14 protein-coding genes and 2 pseudogenes are annotated in these 18,273 nt (G+C 58.5%); 12 read left to right on the plus strand and 4 right to left on the minus strand.

The window, feature by feature from the left end; translation table 11 throughout:
• A pseudogene (locus tag G442_RS22975) lies at nt 1–844 on the plus strand (IS701 family transposase); the annotation flags it as partial.
• 114 nt (nt 845–958) lie between these two features.
• Here G442_RS22975 and G442_RS0116735 read toward each other — a convergent pair.
• A complete protein-coding gene (locus G442_RS0116735) occupies nt 959–1,495 on the minus strand; it encodes a YybH family protein (protein WP_051292466.1) in 537 nt (178 codons plus the stop codon).
• Between the two features lie 618 nt (nt 1,496–2,113).
• On the opposite strand from G442_RS0116735, the gene G442_RS22980 reads away from it, so the two are divergent.
• The 6 genes and pseudogenes from G442_RS22980 (at nt 2,114) to G442_RS23000 (ending at nt 8,312) form a co-directional block, all read left to right on the plus strand.
• On the plus strand, nt 2,114–2,527 hold the full coding sequence (locus G442_RS22980) for a DUF2946 family protein (protein WP_051292467.1): 414 nt from the start codon (nt 2,114–2,116) through the stop codon (nt 2,525–2,527).
• Nucleotides 2,528–2,935: 408 nt separating this feature from the next.
• Nucleotides 2,936–3,403, plus strand: a complete 468-nt coding sequence (locus G442_RS22985) for a DUF2946 domain-containing protein (RefSeq protein ID WP_246789507.1) — start codon at nt 2,936–2,938, stop codon at nt 3,401–3,403.
• Between the two features lie 99 nt (nt 3,404–3,502).
• Nucleotides 3,503–5,698 carry a TonB-dependent siderophore receptor gene (locus tag G442_RS22990; RefSeq protein ID WP_084440672.1) on the plus strand — a complete coding sequence of 732 codons (2,196 nt, stop codon included), beginning with the start codon at nt 3,503–3,505 and terminating at the stop codon, nt 5,696–5,698.
• Nucleotides 5,699–5,700: 2 nt separating this feature from the next.
• Nucleotides 5,701–6,615, plus strand: coding sequence for an alpha/beta hydrolase (locus tag G442_RS22995; protein WP_084440673.1), 915 nt, complete (start codon nt 5,701–5,703; stop codon nt 6,613–6,615).
• Between the two features lie 173 nt (nt 6,616–6,788).
• Nucleotides 6,789–7,690, plus strand: a pseudogene (locus G442_RS0116765) (IS3 family transposase).
• 94 nt (nt 7,691–7,784) lie between these two features.
• Nucleotides 7,785–8,312: a substrate-binding domain-containing protein gene (locus G442_RS23000; protein ID WP_264801185.1), complete on the plus strand. Its 528-nt coding sequence runs from the start codon at nt 7,785–7,787 to the stop codon at nt 8,310–8,312.
• Nucleotides 8,313–8,320: 8 nt separating this feature from the next.
• Here the strand turns inward: G442_RS23000 and G442_RS23005 are convergent, their stop codons facing one another.
• Nucleotides 8,321–9,220 (minus strand): serine hydrolase, encoded by a 900-nt coding sequence (locus G442_RS23005; protein WP_246789508.1) that lies wholly within the window; start codon nt 9,218–9,220, stop codon nt 8,321–8,323.
• Between the two features lie 527 nt (nt 9,221–9,747).
• Here G442_RS23005 and G442_RS0116780 point away from each other — a divergent pair.
• A complete protein-coding gene (locus G442_RS0116780) occupies nt 9,748–10,452 on the plus strand; it encodes an IS6 family transposase (RefSeq protein WP_026398910.1) in 705 nt (234 codons plus the stop codon).
• 52 nt (nt 10,453–10,504) lie between these two features.
• Here G442_RS0116780 and G442_RS0116785 read toward each other — a convergent pair whose 3' ends face one another.
• On the minus strand, nt 10,505–11,200 hold the full coding sequence (locus tag G442_RS0116785) for a creatininase family protein (RefSeq protein ID WP_026398911.1): 696 nt from the start codon (nt 11,198–11,200) through the stop codon (nt 10,505–10,507).
• Between the two features lie 24 nt (nt 11,201–11,224).
• Complete coding sequence (locus G442_RS0116790) at nt 11,225–12,328, minus strand: GntR family transcriptional regulator (protein ID WP_026398912.1); 1,104 nt, start codon at nt 12,326–12,328, stop codon at nt 11,225–11,227.
• Nucleotides 12,329–12,504: 176 nt separating this feature from the next.
• On the opposite strand from G442_RS0116790, the gene G442_RS0116795 reads away from it, so the two are divergent.
• From G442_RS0116795 to G442_RS0116810, 4 genes are read left to right on the plus strand one after another with little or no spacing between them, the layout of a single operon-like run.
• Complete coding sequence (locus G442_RS0116795; protein WP_026398913.1) at nt 12,505–14,844, plus strand: TonB-dependent receptor domain-containing protein; 2,340 nt, start codon at nt 12,505–12,507, stop codon at nt 14,842–14,844.
• Between the two features lies 1 nt (nt 14,845).
• Nucleotides 14,846–16,309: a peptide MFS transporter gene (locus tag G442_RS23010; protein ID WP_051292473.1), complete on the plus strand. Its 1,464-nt coding sequence runs from the start codon at nt 14,846–14,848 to the stop codon at nt 16,307–16,309.
• Entirely contained in the window at nt 16,306–17,220 is a 915-nt protein-coding gene (locus G442_RS0116805; RefSeq protein WP_026398914.1) for a polysaccharide deacetylase family protein, read from the plus strand. Before G442_RS23010 ends, G442_RS0116805 begins: the two co-directional genes overlap by 4 nt.
• Nucleotides 17,217–18,155, plus strand: coding sequence for an isoaspartyl peptidase/L-asparaginase family protein (locus tag G442_RS0116810; RefSeq protein ID WP_026398915.1), 939 nt, complete (start codon nt 17,217–17,219; stop codon nt 18,153–18,155). Before G442_RS0116805 ends, G442_RS0116810 begins: the two co-directional genes overlap by 4 nt.
• Nucleotides 18,156–18,273 lie beyond the last annotated feature (118 nt).

Below are 18,273 nucleotides of genomic sequence, written 5' to 3' on the forward strand. Positions count from 1 at the left end.
CCTGGCGGCGCACGAGGTACCGGTCATGGTAGGCCTGCGGCTGTTCCTGCCGGACAGCTGGATCGCTGACCCGACGCGTATGACCCGGGCGCGCATACCCGAAGAATATCAGACTGCCAGGAGCAAGCCCGAGATTGCGATCGCGGAAATCGACCGGCTGAGAGCGGCAGGTATACGGTTCGGCTGCGTGCTGGACGATGCCGGCTATGGCCTGTCGGCATCGTTCCGCCAGGCTTTGAGCGCGCGGGGTCTGTATTGGGCCGTCGGCATTCCGCGTCACCAGAAAGTCTACCCGCACGATGTCCAACTGATCTTCCCCGAGAGTGCGCGCGGTCGGCCACGCGTCCGCCATGTGCCCGATCAGCCCTCGGTCAAGGCCGAGGCGGCGCTGGAGACCGCCACATGGCGGAGAATTAGCTGGCGACGGGGCACCAAGGCCGGCCTGGCCGCCCGGTTCGCCGCGGTGCAGATCCGCATTGCGGACGGACCGCCCCAGCGTATCGGCAGGCTTGGGGCACAGCACATGCCGGGCGAAGAAGCCTGGCTGATCGGGGAGCGGCGAAGCACCGGCGAGCGGAAATATTATCTGTCCAATCTACCGGCCGATACGCCGCTCAAGGACCTCGCCCGAGCGATCAAGGCACGATGGGTCTGCGAGCAGGCCCATCAGCAACTGAAGGAGGAACTCGGCCTCGATCACTTCGAGGGGCGATCGTGGATCGGGCTGCATCGGCATGCTCTGCTGGGCATGGTGGCCTACGCCTTTCTCCAATCCTGTCGCCTCAAGGCAGCAGGGCGAAAAAAAAACCATAACGGGTCCACCGCCTCAGCCCAGCCTGCCAGCGATCCGTCAGGCCATACTTGATCGCATCCTCCGACCACCATGCCGGCAGTGTCCTCACTGCGGCAGGACGCTCAGCCCACCCTCACCACAGAAAATGCCAAAGTAGTGCTAGGTTCATGGCTTGGAGTGCAGATCGGCCATCCCGGTTTCAATATTCACCGGCACCGAGACATGCTCATGCACGATAAACCAACGACCAGCGATTTTGCGATATACGTCTGTGACCCGCGCGGATAGATCCACATTGCCGCCACCTTTCTGTTTGCCGGAAAAATGCTGGATCATGTAACCGTAAGCCAGATCTCCACTCACTGTGATATTCAGATTTGCAATTTCGAGGCTGGCTGGCCCATCGAAGGATGCAAAATAGCCTGCGACATTTTTCTCCCAGGCTACTCTACTGAGATATTGGCGAGGAGGAACGACATCGAAAATCACTACATTCGTGCCTGGTTCGTAAAGCCGCATGACGGTTGCAACGTCTTTTTCATGGTTGGCTTTGATAAGCCGATTCTCAAGCGCCTGAATGGCCGCCACATCGATTTGTATGACGTCTGCGGCTGCGCTCTTGGCTATGCTTGCTGCGACCAACGGGAGGCAAATCCCGATCATCGAAAATGCTTTTACGATCATGATGATTCGATTTTTCATTGCGATGGTTATCTAAGGGCGGTTCATAATTGGCTTTCTACCGGCAGGATCTTCAATTTCTTGCAATTAAGTACCTCGGTGATGAAGATCGTGGCTCATTGTAGATTTTAGTCACCACGTCTCAAAGGACAGATTACCCTCATAAAAGGTCATATCGACCATAAGTATATTTAAACACTTAATCGGAAATAGGAGGCTGATTTTGTATTCAGCGGGCTGCTGAAGAAGCCAGTGATGTCCAGCGCGAGCACGAAACACTCGAACAAGATCTCAGCTATTGCGCTGTTTCGCGCAAAACCTGTCTGTCCGCTTCTCCCCACTGGATTGCCTATCCACTCATGGAATATGAAGCGGACAGGCTGCTTCGCCCTCATACCGGCCGTTCGATCGCAGTGGAGGCTGCACTGATAGCGGACATATTTTCCCGATCGACTGTCAGTTTGCCGCGTCTCTCCACTCGTGGGACATTTGGACGTAATATGTAAAACGTGTCATCAAAGCTCTTCCAGCCGTCAGAGCAAACTGATCGGCGCATTCGGGAAGGCGTCGTTTTTTGTGAGGTTGTCAGGTTCAGGTGTACGCGATCGATCGAGGAGCTGGATACGCAAGGCGTATCTGGTGCTCGTCGTGTGTGCGCTGATCGAGCTCATGGGCCAACTCACATTGCAGAGCCGCGCGCTACCAGATGAAATGCCGCGTGCGACATTTGAGCGCTTGACTGGTCTGCAGATCGGTCCGGCTGACGCTGATGTAACCGATGTTGTTATGATGGATAGCGACATGCCGGCCATGAAGATGGCCGACATGTCCGATATGGGCGGAACATCCAGACCGCATCACCATCACGATGGCTACTGTCCACTTTGTCCACTACTCCATTTGCCGATCGTGGTCCTGGCATTCGGACTGGCGGTTCTGCTGGCTTTCCTGCGCGTCTGCTACAGCCCTTATCTGACCGAAAAAGTATCTTTCCTCGGCTATCGTATGGACAGGGTGCACCCCCCGTCCACCGGACCGCCGATCTTTTCGTGACACTGTAAGCCGGCCATCTCGCGCCCCCGAAGGGGCGATCGTCCGACCTCGTCACGGATTAACGACCATGTCTTTCATTCCAAGCCGACGCGCCTCGCGCGGCGGCCTGCCCCTGCTTGTGTTAGCTGGGGGCTGCGCCCATGCGCACCCTCAGACGGACAAGACCCTAAACGCCGCCGTCATGTGGTGGCGACAACGTCTGGCGTACAGGCTTGATGCACCGCCAGTCCGCACACGACCGGCATTTTCCATGGCATTGGTAATTTCAATAGCCGCCCTTGCCTTACTGTTCCCGTTGTTCGGCCTGTCTCTGGCGGTGGTATTGCTACTCGACAGGATAGTTCTGCGACAGGCGCCGGGTGCTCGACGATGGTTGGGCCCGACGAGTATCGCCAGATAACTCGCCTCATGCCCGCTGTTCCTTGCTGTGCTTCGTTGCCTAACCGTCGCTTGCCTCGCGCGCTGAAAACGCTTGTGGTGCTGGTGACGTTACTGGGACTGTTCGGGCAGCTTGCCTTACAAAGCTTGGCGCATCTGGATGAAATGCCGCGGACCACACTGGAACGCCTGACCGGGTTCCAGATCGGACCGAAAGCCGTCCACCACGATATGCACATGACCATGCCCGGCATGAGCATGGCGATGGATCGGCACCACACGGCGCCCGATCATCAGCATTCGCATCATGACGATGGCGCGTGCTTTCTGTGTCCTCTGCTACACTTGCCCGGCATCGTGCTGACAACCTCACTCATCGTCATGGTGGTGGCGGTTCGCGTTGTTTGCACGCGATACATTCTGCCCCCTGCACAAGCACCACCTTATGGGCACGGGATCCGGTTGCCGCCGCCGACGGGGCCACCCATGACCGCCTGAGTCATCGTCACTGCCCGATAACAGGACTGAGCGTCTTCGAATAGACGACACACATCTGTTTTCTCGGGCTGCCTTCTGCCTCAGATCCGGATCTCTTTCATGAAATATCTTATCACTTTCCGTGCGTCCTGCGCACGGGCGCTCGCCTGCGGCTGTGCTCTTGCCGCGCTCAGTTGTGGACCTATCGCCCTCGCGTCCGAGCCATCAAACGTCACATCAAAAAAGGCGGCAGCATCCAAAAAGCGCGCCGATGAGCCAACAGACGTCCAGATGTCGAACTGGTCTGGAGAGACTCTCATCGTGAGAGGCAAGCACCTCAGTTACACGGCACCGACGTCCTCAGCAGCAACACGCACCGATACGCCGGTCATTCAGGTTCCCCAGTCGGTCCAGGTGATCACACGCACACTCATTCAGGAGCAGGACAGCCACTCATTGAGCGCCGCTCTGGTCAATGTTTCTGGCATTACGCCGACACGAACGGACGCGATCCTGTTTGTTCCCCCGATCGTGCGGGGATTTCCCGCAGAGGTCTATCTCGATGGCTTGCCTATTTTTGCGGGCAACCAGCAGGCCTTCGCCCCCAACGCATTAGTGGGGGTCGAGCGCATCGAAGTTTTCAAAGGACCGAGTGCTACACTTTACGGCGGCGGGCTTGGCACGCCGCTTGGCGGGATCATCAACATTGAATCAGAGCGGCCGGGTGACAAAACGGGCGGATACGTGGCGATGCGTGGAGGGAGTTACGATACCCTGAACCCATCTGGCAATGTGAACCTGAAGCTCTCACCAAGGGTATCCATCCGTCTGGCCGGTGAATACCAGAGCTATGAAAGCTGGATTAACGAGGTTCATGGCAAGCAATGGTCGGTGCAACCCAGCCTGTTGTATCAGATCGATGACGACACCGATCTGATCGTGCGCGCTCAGTTCAATGACCGACGAAACCTCGAATATTCTGGTCTCCCGGCTGACGAAGCCCTTGCCGGTAAACTTGACCGCCACGCGTTTCCCGGCTCACCGATTAACCAGCCTGAGACAAACAATGAGAACCGTATGGGCTCGATTGCCCTGCATCATGCTTTTAATGATCGTGTAAAGCTAACCGTTACCGGACGCTACTACGACAATACCGTGCATGAATATGGTAGCTTCGTCGATCCGGATCTATTTCCGACAGAAGCCTCTGCACCAACTGTTTATGAGGTGTCGCCGATCCTGATGCATAACCGCACCAAGGAGGCAACTTTTGATGCCAACCTGTCTGCCAAACTGCGTTTTCTGGGTGGAACCCATCAGCTTCTCGGTGGGATTAATTATGACTGGACAAACTTTTACAGTGCCATGGGTTTTGGCGTCAGTGATACGCCGTCCGGCACGATCGACCTCGCCAATCCGGTCTATGCCCTCAGCTACACGCCACAGCTTCCTGTTAATTCGTATACCAACGACCATTATCAGACCTACGCCGTCTATGCGCAGGATCAGGCGACTTACGGCCGTCTCCATGTAACCGGAGGCCTACGTTTCACCGCTCTCAAATTCCGGGAGACAAGCGATTACGGTGTAGCGAATAATTCGACGTATTATCACGTTTCGCCGCGAATAGGCGCTACGTTTGATATTGCGCAAGGTGTTGCGCTTTATGCGGGCTATGCGACGGCATTCAGGGCAGCCTTTGGATTTGTAGGGCTGGAAGCGCCGAAACCCGAAACGTCTCACAACGTCGAGGTGGGTATGAAGTTTGCACTTCCTGAAACCGGCCTTTCGGGCACGGTCGGGCTGTTCCGCCAGACACACGATAATGTTGCCGTCTCCGATGTGAACAATGTGGGCTATTACGTGCAGAGCGGCCGTCAGCGCGCGCAGGGTGTGGAGGCCGATATGGTCTGGGAACCTAGCCCGGCTTTCTCTTTGCTCGCCAATTACGCCTATACGGACACAAGGGACGAAGGCGTGTCTCCAGGAGACCAGATCGCCCGTGTCCCTAAAAGCAGCGGGCGTGTCGCTGCGCGCTATCGGATATTACATGGCTGGGCAAAAGGCCTGTCGTTCGGCGCTGGCGTGACAGCCTACACTTCGCGGGCATTGACACTACCCAATACCATTTCCGTCCCCGGCTATGCCGTAGTCGATGCTCAAGTGGACTACACATTCGATCGGTATACTCTTGGTATTTCCATTGTGAATCTTGGAAACAGGAAAGCTTGGGATCCCTATTCCTACATGGGAAATCCTGTCGTTGCTCCCATTCAGCCGCTGTCGGCTTATGCGACGCTGAAGGTTAGGCTCTGATCATGAAGCAAGCAATAAAGTGTCCTGACGCGGCGATTTTCTTCGTCTTCGTCAGCCTGTTTATCTGCGCCGCGTCCCCGGCTCCGAGCCCAGGCACAACAATATCACTTTACCCCGATCGCGCTTTGCCGTCGCTCGGTGTTCCGGAGACGCAGGCCAAGATAGGTAACACGGATGAAACGATGATCTTCAACGTCAGTAATCCGACGCTTGAGTTGTTAAGACCTCGTGCTGATCACTCAAACGGCACCGCAGTCATCATCGCGCCCGGTGGTGGCTTCGTCGGCCTCAGTTATGAAGCCGAGGGAACCGCTGTGGCGCGTAAGTTGACCGAATATGGTATCACCGCTCTGGTGCTGAAATATCGAACGATACGAAGTCCTGATGACGCGATGCATATGCCGTCTGTTCATATGAAGGAGATGGAGACGATCATGGCGCGCGCAAAGAGTGGCATACCCGCTGAGGTGCCAACCTTTGCAGGCGAGCCCCATGCCGTGGAAGACGGCAAGCGTGCTATCTCACTAACGCGCCAGCATGCAGTGGAGTGGGGCATTAACCCGAGGAGAATTGGATTCATTGGTTTCTCGTCTGGCGCTTTTTTGGCAGCCGATCTCGCGATCGGGGACAAAGCCACTCGACCAGCTTTCGTCGGTTTATTTTATGGCGGATTGCGCACTCCCGTGCCGACAGATGCGTCTCCCGCTTTCATCGCAGCCACAGCGGATGATCCGTATTTACCCAACGACAGCACGCTACTCTATACAGCCTGGCGAAGGGCGGGCTCTTCGGCTGAGCTCCATATCTACGAACAGGGCGGCCACGGCTTCGGCTTCAAGGTAAGGGGCGGCAGGAGTGATCACTGGTTTGACGAAGTTATTTGGTGGATGCACGCGCGAGCTTTACTGAAAGAGTGAAAAAGACATCACTGTAAAGACTCTCGTATCATCGCCGGGATAATATGGTTGGGTCTATCCGCTATTGATTGTTCTCTCCCAAGAGCGGACAGACAGGCATCGCCCTCGAGTGATCTGCCCCCCGCTGAGTGGCCCAGAGACTATGATAGTCTGGACCACGAAAGGGACGATGAATGCCGAGCAAGAAGCACAAGCCGGAAGAGATTATAGGCAAGCTGCGTGAAGTTGAGATTGTGCTGGCGCAGGGAGCGAGCACGGCCGAAGCCTGCCGTCGGATCGCGGTCAGCGAGCAGACCTATTATCGCTGGCGCAAGGAATATGGCGGCCTGAAGACCGACCAGGCGCGGCGGATGAAAGATTTAGAGAAAGAGAACCAGCGTCTTCGCCGGGCGATCTCGGACCTGACGCTGGACAAGCTGATTTTGCAGGAGGCTGCCAAGGGAAACTTCTGAGCCCTGCGCGGCGGCGGCGCTGCATCGATCATTTGCGACGAGAGCTTCCGGTGTCCGAGCGACGGATATGCCGGGTGTTGGGTCAGCATCGATCGACACAGCGCAAGGCGCCGCGCGGGGCGGATGACGGTCGCAAGTTCCGCATCCTCACGATCATCGACGAGGCCAGCAGGGAATGCCTGGCGCTCATCGTTGCACGGCAGCTCAAGCATGAGGATGTTCTGGCGGCCTTGGCCGACTTGTTCATCGCGCGCGGTCCGCCCGCACATATACGGTCTGATAATGGCAGCGAATTTATCGCGACCGCTGTCCAGAAATGGCTGGGGCAGATCGGTGTGAAGACGCTCTATATCACGCCGGGATCACCATGGGAGAATGGCTATAACGAAAGCTTCAACGGGTCGCTTCGCGACGAACTGCTCAACGGCGAGATCTTCTACAGCCTCGCAGAGGCCAGGGTGATGATCGAAGCATGGCGGCGGCATTACAACACCGTTCGCCCGCATAGCAGCCTGGGATATCGACCGCCGGCGCCAGAAACGGCGACGCCGCCATATCCGGCCTCCGGTTCCGCTTCGCTCCACCTCCGTCCGGATATGGCGGCGATGGGCTTAATCCACTAACAAACCAAACGGTCCACTCGGTGGGGGCACATCACCCGCAATCCGGTCTGCGATCCTGCCTGATCGTGGGGGGATCGAGGCGAATCTGGCGGCGCTGGTCGATGGGGAGGTCGATGTGTTTCTGACCTACGCTCACCGTCATGTTAGCCTACGCTTGGAAGACGGGCAGTTTGAGTTCCTGACGGTCGCATCGGATCAGGCGATCCCTGTCGTTGCGCCGGAGCTGGTCGTGGATGACATCCGCCACGATGGACGCTCGGTTCTGGCGTCGGCAATAGCGGGAGAGCTGACGCTTCCTTACGCGAGCTATGGCGGTGAATCGTTCTTTGGCCTTGCCCTGAGACGCCTTTTCGACTTGTCGCCCTCCTTCCGGCGAACCACGGTTCATGAAAACTCGATCGCCCACGGATTGAAGGCAATCTGCATGTCAGGCGGAGGTGTGTGCTGGCTGCCCAGGAGCCTGGTCGCCGCAGAACTCGCATCCGGCGCTTTGGTCCAAGCATCGACAGATCCAAGATGGATCCTGGATCTGGATATCCGCCTCTACCGTGCAGCGGAAGGAGGAAAAAGCGCAGTTGCGGCCAGCTTGTGGGATCGCGCCCGCAGGCTGGCCACGCGCTGAACTCCTGGCTATTCGCCGGAAGGGGGGTGGTGGAATGCGGCGAAGACCACTTCAGATATCCGATTCATCACCTTGATCCCTTCGGATTCGTTCGGCAAATCGCGGCTGAGTTCAACCAGGATGAAATGCCTGCCGCTTGGCAGGAACACGATGGCAGCGTCATTGCGCACGCCATTGACCCAGCCGGTCTTGTGCGCGACCGGCGTGTGTGTGGGCAAGCCGGGCGGAATGATGTCATTGAATTTCTGGCCTAACATGATGTCGATCATGGCGTGGCTTTCAGGCGCCCCGACGATTTCGCCGTGGTCCAGCTTCTGCAGGAAATTGCCCAGTCCCCGCGCACTCACGCGGTTGCGGATACCCTGTCGATCCGCATCGAAATCCTCGATCATGCGGCCAAAGGTGATGCCGTCCAGCCCCTGCTGGCTAACAACGGCACGGATCGGCATGACGCCCAGCCGCTCGATCATTAGGTTGGTTGCAAGATTGCTGCTGTACTGGATCATGACCCTCAGTAGCTCGGCGACACTGACCGGCTTGCCTGCCTGAGCATAAAGAGGATCATAGGAATCCTCCTTCTGTTCCAGCGCGAAGTTACCTGTCCCGACCAGGGAATGAAAGCGATTATGGACGATGATCGTCTCGTCCGGCTTCAATGCGCCTTCATGAAACGCGACATACGCGGCATCCAGCACGAAAAGCTTGATCGTGCTGGCGGCATTGATCGGCTCGTCGCAGTTCAGGCAGGCCGAGGGCGATTGTCCGCTTCGCGCTGCATAAACGGAGAAATATCCGGGTTGTCCGGCGGTGATCTTCGATATGGACTCCGCAAGCGTTCTGGCATGCGCCGATGCCGCAAGCTGGAGCGCCAAGCCGATCATCAAGAACCATGCCGCTCCAGATTGCATGAAACGAAACCCAGATAGAGTCATGTGCCTGTTCCTTGCCGGAGAGGATGTAGGTGCCTAGGGGCAGGTATAGGCGTCGGCGCGTGTCATGGCCAATTCATGATGCTTGTGTAGGGTTAGCCTGAGGTTATCAGAAGAGGATAAAGTTTAGCTTTCATGGACGTCCCATGGTCGGCGCAGGAGGGAAATCGAGGCCTTACCTTGTGGGGGTGATTTAGGGGCACTGCTCCTCGACAGGTTCGCGAGAATCCTGCCGCTACGACGGACCGCTGGAATGCTTGATTCTCTCATGGTTTGTATGGCTTGTCCGTGATTCCATTCCGCCTGTGGTGGTTTGGGAGTGCTTTCACGTTAACTGCGCGGTTGTATGTTCTCCTGCACGAGTGCTCCTACTGTCCGCTACAAACGTCACCGCTTTCCGTGCGAACTGATCGCACACGCTGTGTGGCCGTATTTCCGGCTTCCGTTGAGTTTCAAGTTGATCGACGGGTGCTGTCACGTTAAGTGGGGCGTGATAGTTTTGCGGCATGACCGTCGGCTCTGTGAGCTACAAGCGACATCGTTTTCCGCGTGAGATCATCGGGCGCGCGGTGTGGCTGTATTTCCGGTTCCCGCTGAGCTCTCGGCTGATCGAGGAGATGCTGCTCGAACGCGGGATTGTCGTTTCGTATGAGACGATCCGCCGGTGGAGCCTGAAATTCGGCGCGGCGTATGCGCGCAGGCTGCACCGAAAGTCGGCGAAACGCGGAGACATCTGGCATCTCGACGAAGCCCGGATTGTGATCGGCGGCAGTCCGCACTGGCTGCGGCGGGCCGTCGATCAGGACGGTTACGTTCTCGATGAAATCCTGCAGGCGCGGCGCAACACGAAGGCCGCGAGACGCCTCCTGACCCGATTGTTGAAGAAACAGGGCGCTCGTCCCCAAAGGATGATCACCGACAGGTTGAAATCATACGGGACGGCCAGACGCCAGGCCATGCCGGGCGTGGAGCACCGCTCTCACAAGGGGCTGAACAACAGGGCGGAAAATTCACACCTGCCGCTGCGAAAGCGCGAACGCGTCATGCAAAAATTCCGGTCTCCGGGAGGCTGCCAGCGTTTCGTCTCCGTCTTCTCCGCCGTCCGTAACCTCTTGGCCGCGCCCCGCTCCATCGACAACGCCCTCTCCAGGCATATCCAGCGGGTCAGGGCATTTGCCCAATGGAATAACGCCACCGCGCTCCCCGCCTGAAAACGTCAAGCCAGCGGGTAACTCAAAATGCCAAAGTTAACGTGACAGCACCTCAGATCGCCGCGACGATTTGCCGCGTCTCCTCGACCGCAATGGCCCATATGGCGTGCATTTCGGCGTCTGTGCGTTCATAGCAGCCGCCAAAATTACCGTCGCCAAGATAGGACCTTACCATCTCCGGAGTTGCGCCTTGCAATTGCTCCAGCCTGATAGCTGGCTTTTGATTTTCAGGCTGAAGAATGCCAGCAAGACGTGTCCACGGAAAATTCTCCATCCAAGACGCATGCATTGCCACGGGATCAGTCTTGATGACGGTGCGCCATGTTTCCGGTGCGCGCCACCAATCATGAAATGCATATTCACAATCAATATGTTCATCAAACCATGACGAGAGTGACGAGCAGATCGGGGTATTGCCTCCATGCCCGTTCACGAATACGAAGCGCCGAAACCCCTGGCCATGCAGGCTGCTGACCAGATCCTCAAGCACAGCAAGATAGGTTTCCCTGCGCAGGGAAATCGTGCCGGGATAAGCGAGGAAACGCGGGGTCATGCCGTACGGCACGACAGGACAGACTGGCACCCCCAGCGGCGCGCAGGCGTCAAGCGCCACACGCTCCGCGAGAATTGCATCCGTGAAAAGGCTTAGATAGGCATGCTGTTCGGTCGAACCTAGTGGAACAACGATGCGATCATCGGCTTCCAGATAGGCCTCGACCTGCATCCAGTTCATCTCGCGTAAATTCATAATGCTTCCTATAAACCTGCCGTCTTACGGCTGCCGCGCCGTCAGTTCCGCGACCAGGCGGTCGACGTCATGGGGATTGGGAGTGTGCTGATATTCAAAGTGAACCGCTTCAGCAGGGAATTTCAGCCCGAGATCGTCTGCGCCCGTCGCATAAACAATCACATCGGCGTTCTTCATCCGCTCTTCGCATTCCGGCGTGCCGATCAGAACGACTGCGGGCTTCGTGATATGCGGCGCGAACTGCTCCACACCCGCCTTCATCGAACCTGCGAATTCCGGATTGATGACGACGAGAACAACGAGGCTTCCCGGGTCGATCTGTGCCAGTTTCATCCGTGTCTCCATCGACGGAATGAAGGTGATGACTGCCACACCCAGCCCGGGAAGCATACGGGCGACTTCCGCTCGACGGTGCGCAAATGTAATAGCCATATGGCACAAATCGACACGGTGACGCTCTGACGGAGTAGTCTGCAAATGGGTGATGGTCGTCGCCAGAAACCGCACCTTCCCCTCGCTCAACCGATCCATCTGTCGGCAGTAAGCCAACGTGGTCTGCATGAAATTGCCCACCACCATCACAGTTGGTGGCGGCCCCGCCAGACCCCCGCCTTCCATCCGCGCACTGACCAGCCCCAGAACCTCGCTCGTGCTCAGTCCTAGCGCGCGCGCCCGGGTCACCAGCCCATCGATGGCGACCTGAATTTCTGAACTGCGCACCCCTCGTGCCGGCCATCCGGCCATCAGGTCGGCAACGAAGGTTCCAGCCCCTGTCCGCCCGCGCAACACGCCGCCACGCTTGAGCTCGGCATAAACCTGCCCCACCGTGACGGGGGAGATTCCAAGCCATTCGGCCACCTCACGCACCGGGGGCAACCGCTGGCCTGGCCTGATTACGCCCAGTCCGATGCCATATTCGATCTGCCCTTTGAGCTGCGTTCCAATGGGCAAATCCAACGTCCTGTCGATTCGGAAAATGGTCACGCTCAGACGTTCGACCTTATCCTGGTTCACGGCATCCAGGTTGGTGCTGTCCTGTCGAATGACCCGATCCTCCTCCTTATGACCCGAGGCCGGACCGCCATGACGGCATGCCGGCGGGCCGGCGGGCCCGATCTGCCAGATCATCCTAGGGCGAAAACTTGTCACACACAAGAATGCTAAATTTCGTCAAATCGTTTATCTTGTGTCATTGTGGAGTAACATATTGTGTGCTTAATCCGATATCGGTTCGTTCCGGTATTTGAATGACCTGCCAACGGACCCGACGACTGACATGACGTAACGGAAGCGCAGGTAAGCATATGTTCACAAGAAAGATGAGCCCCTTCGGCGCCGCAGCGTTCATGCTGCTGTCCTCGACCGCCCTGGCTGCAGCAACACCAGACGTCCATACCCGTCAAAAGCCGCATGCAAAACCGGTGCCTCCGCATGCCGGGCCTGCGGCAGTAAACGAGAACGTCCTGGTCACCGCCGCCTTGCGGGCCGCCCACAGCGCCATCACCGATGTATCCCGCAAGGATATGGAAAAATTCGTTGCCGGCACCAGTCCGCTCAAGATCCTCGGCAGCCTGACCGGCGCGAACTTTGTGTCGAATGATCCTCTTGGCCTCGATATCTATTCCAAATCGTTTTATGTGCGCGGCTTCAACCAGAGCCAGCTCGGCGCCACCCTCGACGGCATTCCGCTGGGCGATCAGTCGTATAACAAATATAACGGCCTCGACATCAATTCGGCGATCACGCAGGACAACATTGCCCGTATGAATCTCAGCCAGGGGGGCGGGGATGTCACGCTTCCCTCGACCAGCGAACTCGGCGGCGCGATGGAATTCTATTCCGCCGATCCGGCGGACAAGGCTGGCGGCGTTATCTCGCAGATGTTCGGCAGTTACAACAGCTTTCGCACATATGTAAAAGGCGATACCGGCACGTTCACGCCTTTCGGTACAAAGGCCTATGTGTCCTACATGCGGGTCGATGCCGACAAATGGAAGGGTTACGGCGACCAGTTCACCCAGCAGGTCAATGCCAAGATCGTCCAGCCGATCGGCACCAACAGCAGTATCAAGGCGTTTTTCAACTGGAGCGATCTTGCCCAGTACGAATACCAGGACTTGTCTCTCGAACTTCTGCACAAGGTGGGCCAGCGTCTGGACAATTATGCGCCGGACTATCGCGCCGCCTACCTGGCTGCGCAGGGGGTTTACCCCGCGTCGTTTGCGTCGCTATCCGATCCCGCAGATGCCGCTTATTACAACGGCGGACAAGCCGAACGTGACTATCTGGGCGGCCTGACACTGGATTTCGACATGGGTCACCACATCCGATGGAAGACCCTGTTTTATGGCCATGGCAGTCAGGAATATTCGACCTGGGCCAACCCGTTCGTCGCCTCGCCGACCGGTGCCCCGCTGTCGTTCATGGCCATCCCTGAACAGGTCCGGCGTCTTGGCTTCACAACCGAGATGACACACACGTACAAAAACAATGTGCTGCGCACGGGAGTGTGGTTCGAAAACAATGACTACAGCATAGGTAAATATTATTATTCAGAACCCGTGCTCGGCCAGGGCGCTCCGATCGGCGCCATCGGCCCGTTCAACACCTATGGCGGCCCTTTTGCCCAAGTCTGGGGCATGGGCTTCAACACCAATACGGTTCAATACCATCTGACCGATACATACCACATCCTGCCCGGCCTTGCGATCACGGGCGGTTTCAAGTCTCTGGTCGTCACCACGGCAGGCGGCGCGAACGAAAATGACGTCTCCTATACCCATGTCGAGCAACTGCCCAATGGCAGCGTCACCTCGTCAGCCGCGTTCCTGCCGCACATTAATATCGATTGGCATTTCCTTCATGATCACGAACTCTATTTCGACGTGGCCGAGAACATGCGCGCCTTCACCTATGAAGGGTACCAGTCCGGCAGCGTGCCCTCGCTATGGGGTGTGAAGAACCAGGCAGCATTCGACGTCGCGCGCCGGACACTGCGTCCGGAGCGGAACTGGACCTACGTCGTTGGCTATCATTATTACGGTAAGGTCGTCTCGGCCTCGGTCGATGCCTACCGCTCCAACTTCACCAACCGTCTTGGCCTCATGGCTTCCGGCTCGCTGGTCAACCCGACATCGACCGTCGGCAATCTGGGCGGCGTGACCATGAACGGTGTGGACGCCGACGTGGTGATCCGCCCGATCCGCCACCTCACGATCGACAACAGCATCAGCTACAACCACTCGACCTACGACAACAACATCACCTCGGCGGGCGTGCTCTATCATCTTCAGGGCAAGAAGGTTCCTGCCTATCCCCAGTTCATGTACAAAACGAGCCTGATCTACAGCTACCAGGGGCTCACGGCGCATTTCGATGCAAACTACATTTCACGGCGCTATCTCAGCTACACCAACGACACTGGCGTGCCAGGTTTCTGGATGACCAATATCGGCGCGCGCTACAGCTTCGGCCAGCAAAGCATCTTCCGCGACCTTTCGGTCTCGTTTGATGTCTACAACCTGCTGAACACGCCTTACATCTCGACGGTGGGTGAACAGGGCTTCCCCCTTGTTGGCGACCGCCAGTCCTTGTTGGCAGGCTCGCCTCGCCAGTTCTTCGGCTCAGTCAGCGCCAAGTTTTGACATGATGGAATCCCGCCGGCGCACCTTCCTGCGGATCGCGACGCTCGAATTATGCGAACGGTTCGGCTTCTACGGTCTGCAAAGCGTCTCGGTCCTGTATTTCGTCAGGACCATGGGTCTGTCGGAACAGGGTGCCATCATGCTGTGGGGTGCGTTCAGCGCCCTCATGTTCGGCGTGCCCGTCCTGGGCGGCTGGCTGGGCGACAGGATGCTCGGTGCCCGGCGCACGGTCGCTGTGGCGCTCGCGCTTCTGGCCACCGGATACACCGGTCTGGCCAGCGGCATGGGCGGGGCGGCCGGCGTCTCCCTCGTGCTGGCCGTCCTGGTCTGCGGCGGCGGCATTTTCAAGCCCAATATCACCAGCCTGCTGCGTCATGCTTTCAGTGACGGCGACGACCGGCTCGATATCGTGTTCACCATCTATTACATGTCCATCAATGTCGGTGCGACGATTGCGGCCCTTGCCATCCCCTTTCTCGCCGTTCACATCGGCTGGCAGGCCAGCTTCGGCGTTTCTGCCGCCGTGCTGTGGATCGGCTTTGCCGTCTCGCTGACACTTCCGGCCACCGCCCCCCCGCCAGCCGGCGGTGGAGATCGCCGCCTGTGGCTGCTGCTCGGTGCCGGTATCGGCGTCGCCTTCACATTGCTGCACTATCCGGCTCTCGCTAAAATCTGTATCTGGATCGCCGCCGCCGCGATCGTGCTGATCTGGATTGTGCTGTATAGGCGCGCGGCACCGATCTGGCGCGCCGGCCTTAAGCTGTCCTTCGCCCTTCAGGCCGAAGCCATCCTGTTCTTCCTGTTCAACCAGCAGATCGCAACCTCCCTGACCGGCTTCGCACGCGATCATTTGGCGGGCACCATCCGCCTCGCGGGCGTGGACTGGGCCGTGCAGCCAGGCCAGTTTCAATCGCTGAACAATCTCTGGATCGTAATCTTCGCTCCTTGTCTCGCTGCCCTGTATTATCACGCAGAACGGAAAGGCCGGCCGATTTCCGTTCCAATCCGCTTCCTGTTCGGCTTCGTGCTGCTGACGGCGTCCTTCGTCCTGTGGCGTGCGGCCGCACTGGCCGGCGCGGCCGGTCCCATTTCCCCCTGGTGGATGGTCGCGGGATATGCGCTATTCTCGCTGGGCGAATTGCTGATCGCGGCCCTCGGCCTCGCCGTCATCGCCCGCTATGCACCGCCCGACGGCGTCGGACGCCTGATGGGCTGCTTCTCGGTGTTCGGTGGTCTTGCAAGCTATCTCGGCAGCCTCGTCGCCACCTATGGAATGGCGGGCTCCGGCACGGCTTCAACCGCAGGCTATACCCACCTGTTTGGAAATCTCGCGGCACTTTCGGCCATTGTCGCACTTGCCTCCGCGCTGTTCATCCCTTTTGCCCGCAAGATGGACGCCCATTGGCGCCACGCCATTCCGCGGCCGTCTTCCACCGATAAAACGCCTACGGAAATCCTGCCATGACGACGCCCGACATGCCTCTCCCCCCCTGGCAATGGCCTGAAAGGCGCTGGCGCGCCGCGGTCGGGCGCGCCAGAGCAGGGCGCTCGCTCCATCCTGCCTTCTGGCCGGGCGGCGCGCGCTGCGCCTTCGCCATTTCCTTCGATGCCGACCACGACACGATTCCGCTGCGCGATGGCGACGAAAGCCCGATGCGGATCAGCCAGGGCCATTACGGCAATCGTCGCGGCGTGCCGCGTATTCGCGCGTTGCTGCAACATCATGCGGTACCGACAACTTTTTTTTACCCGGCTGTTTCTGCCCTCATCTATCCCGATGAGGTACGAGGCATCGTCGCCGACGGGCACGAGATCGGCATCCATTCATGGATTCACGAACGAAATACCCATCTGGATGCCGAAACCGAAATGGACCTGACATCGCGCGCACGCGATGTCCTGCAGGATATCAGTCGCAGGCCGGTCGTCGGCATCCGAACGGCAAGCTGGGATTTTTCGGTCAACACCCTGTCCATCATCCGGCAGATGGGCCTGCTGTACGACAGCAGCCTGATGGCCGACGACGACCCGTACGAACTGGTGCAGGACGGAGAAGCCACCGGCATCGTCGAACTGCCGCCTGAATGGATCAGGGACGACGCGGTCTATTTCAATTTTGACCGCTTCTCGGCCCTGCGTCCTTATACGGCGCCGCGTGACGTGCTGGATATCTTTATGGCCGAATTCCAAGGCGCTTATGAGGAAGGCGGTCTCTTCCTGCTGACGCTGCACCCGCACATCAGCGGGCACCGCAGTCGCATCGGCGTCATTGCCTCCCTTCTTGAAGCCGCCCGACAGAAGGGTGATGTCTGGTTCGCCACGCACCGGCAGGTGGCGGCCTGGTGCGCGACCCAGTCTCACGGAACGACAGCATGACCACCGTACCAACCCGCACCGTCATTGCCCTGCATGGCGGTTGCGGCGTCATGTCCCGCGCCCTTCTATCCGAGGCGGAATGGGAAGACGCGTGCGCAGACATCCGTAAAGCGCTCGAAGCTGGATACACGGTCCTGTCCGAAGGCGGCTCCGCCGTCGAGGCGGTCGAGGCCTGCGTAACGGTTCTGGAAGATTCCCCGCATTTCAATGCCGGGCATGGTGCCGCGCTGAATGCCAACGGGCAGCATGAACTCGATGCTTCAATCATGGACGGCGCGACCGCGCAGGCGGGCGCCGTCGCGGGCGCCCAGGCGGTCCGCAATCCGGTGCGCCTGGCCCGAAAGCTCATGGGACAGACTATCCCCATGATGCTCGCTGGCCCCGCCGCAGACGCATACGCCGTTACCCAGGGGTTGGAGACCATGCCCCAATCCTACTTCACTACGCCACGCCGCGCCGAAGCCCTGGCCGCCATGCGCGCGCACGACCGTTTGGGCACTTTCGCCAGCGAAAGCGAGAAGCACGGCACCGTCGGCGCAGTAGCTCTGGACTGCGCCGGTAACCTCGCGGCCGCCACGTCCACAGGCGGTTTTACCAACAAGGCGGTCGGCCGGGTGGGCGACAGTGCGGTCATAGGTGCCGGCACCTACGCGCGAAACGGGATCTGCGCGGTCTCCTGCACCGGACAGGGTGAACAGTTCATCCGCCATGTCGTGGCACATGATATCGCGGCGCGCATATGCTACGGGAACCAGACCCTTACCGAAGCAGCCCGCACGATCCTGGCGGAATCCTTCACGCCCCATGGTATCGGTGGCGGTATTATCGCGATCGACCAAGAGGGCACGATCTGCGCGGAGTTCAATACCGAAGGTATGTTTCGCGGCTGGATCGATGCCGACGGTGCACTCTTCGTTGCCACCCACAGGGACTGAACCGCAAGATTCACGGCATCGACGCAACGCGGCCCGGACGGGCCACGCGAAGGCATGGAAAACCCGCGTTGGATCGTATCAGTTGGAGGGTTCGAAGAACCGTTGGTTGATGTGCCTT

It is taken from the genome of Acetobacter nitrogenifigens DSM 23921 = NBRC 105050, assembly GCF_000429165.1.
Classification (GTDB): Bacteria; Pseudomonadota; Alphaproteobacteria; order Acetobacterales; family Acetobacteraceae; genus Acetobacter; species Acetobacter nitrogenifigens.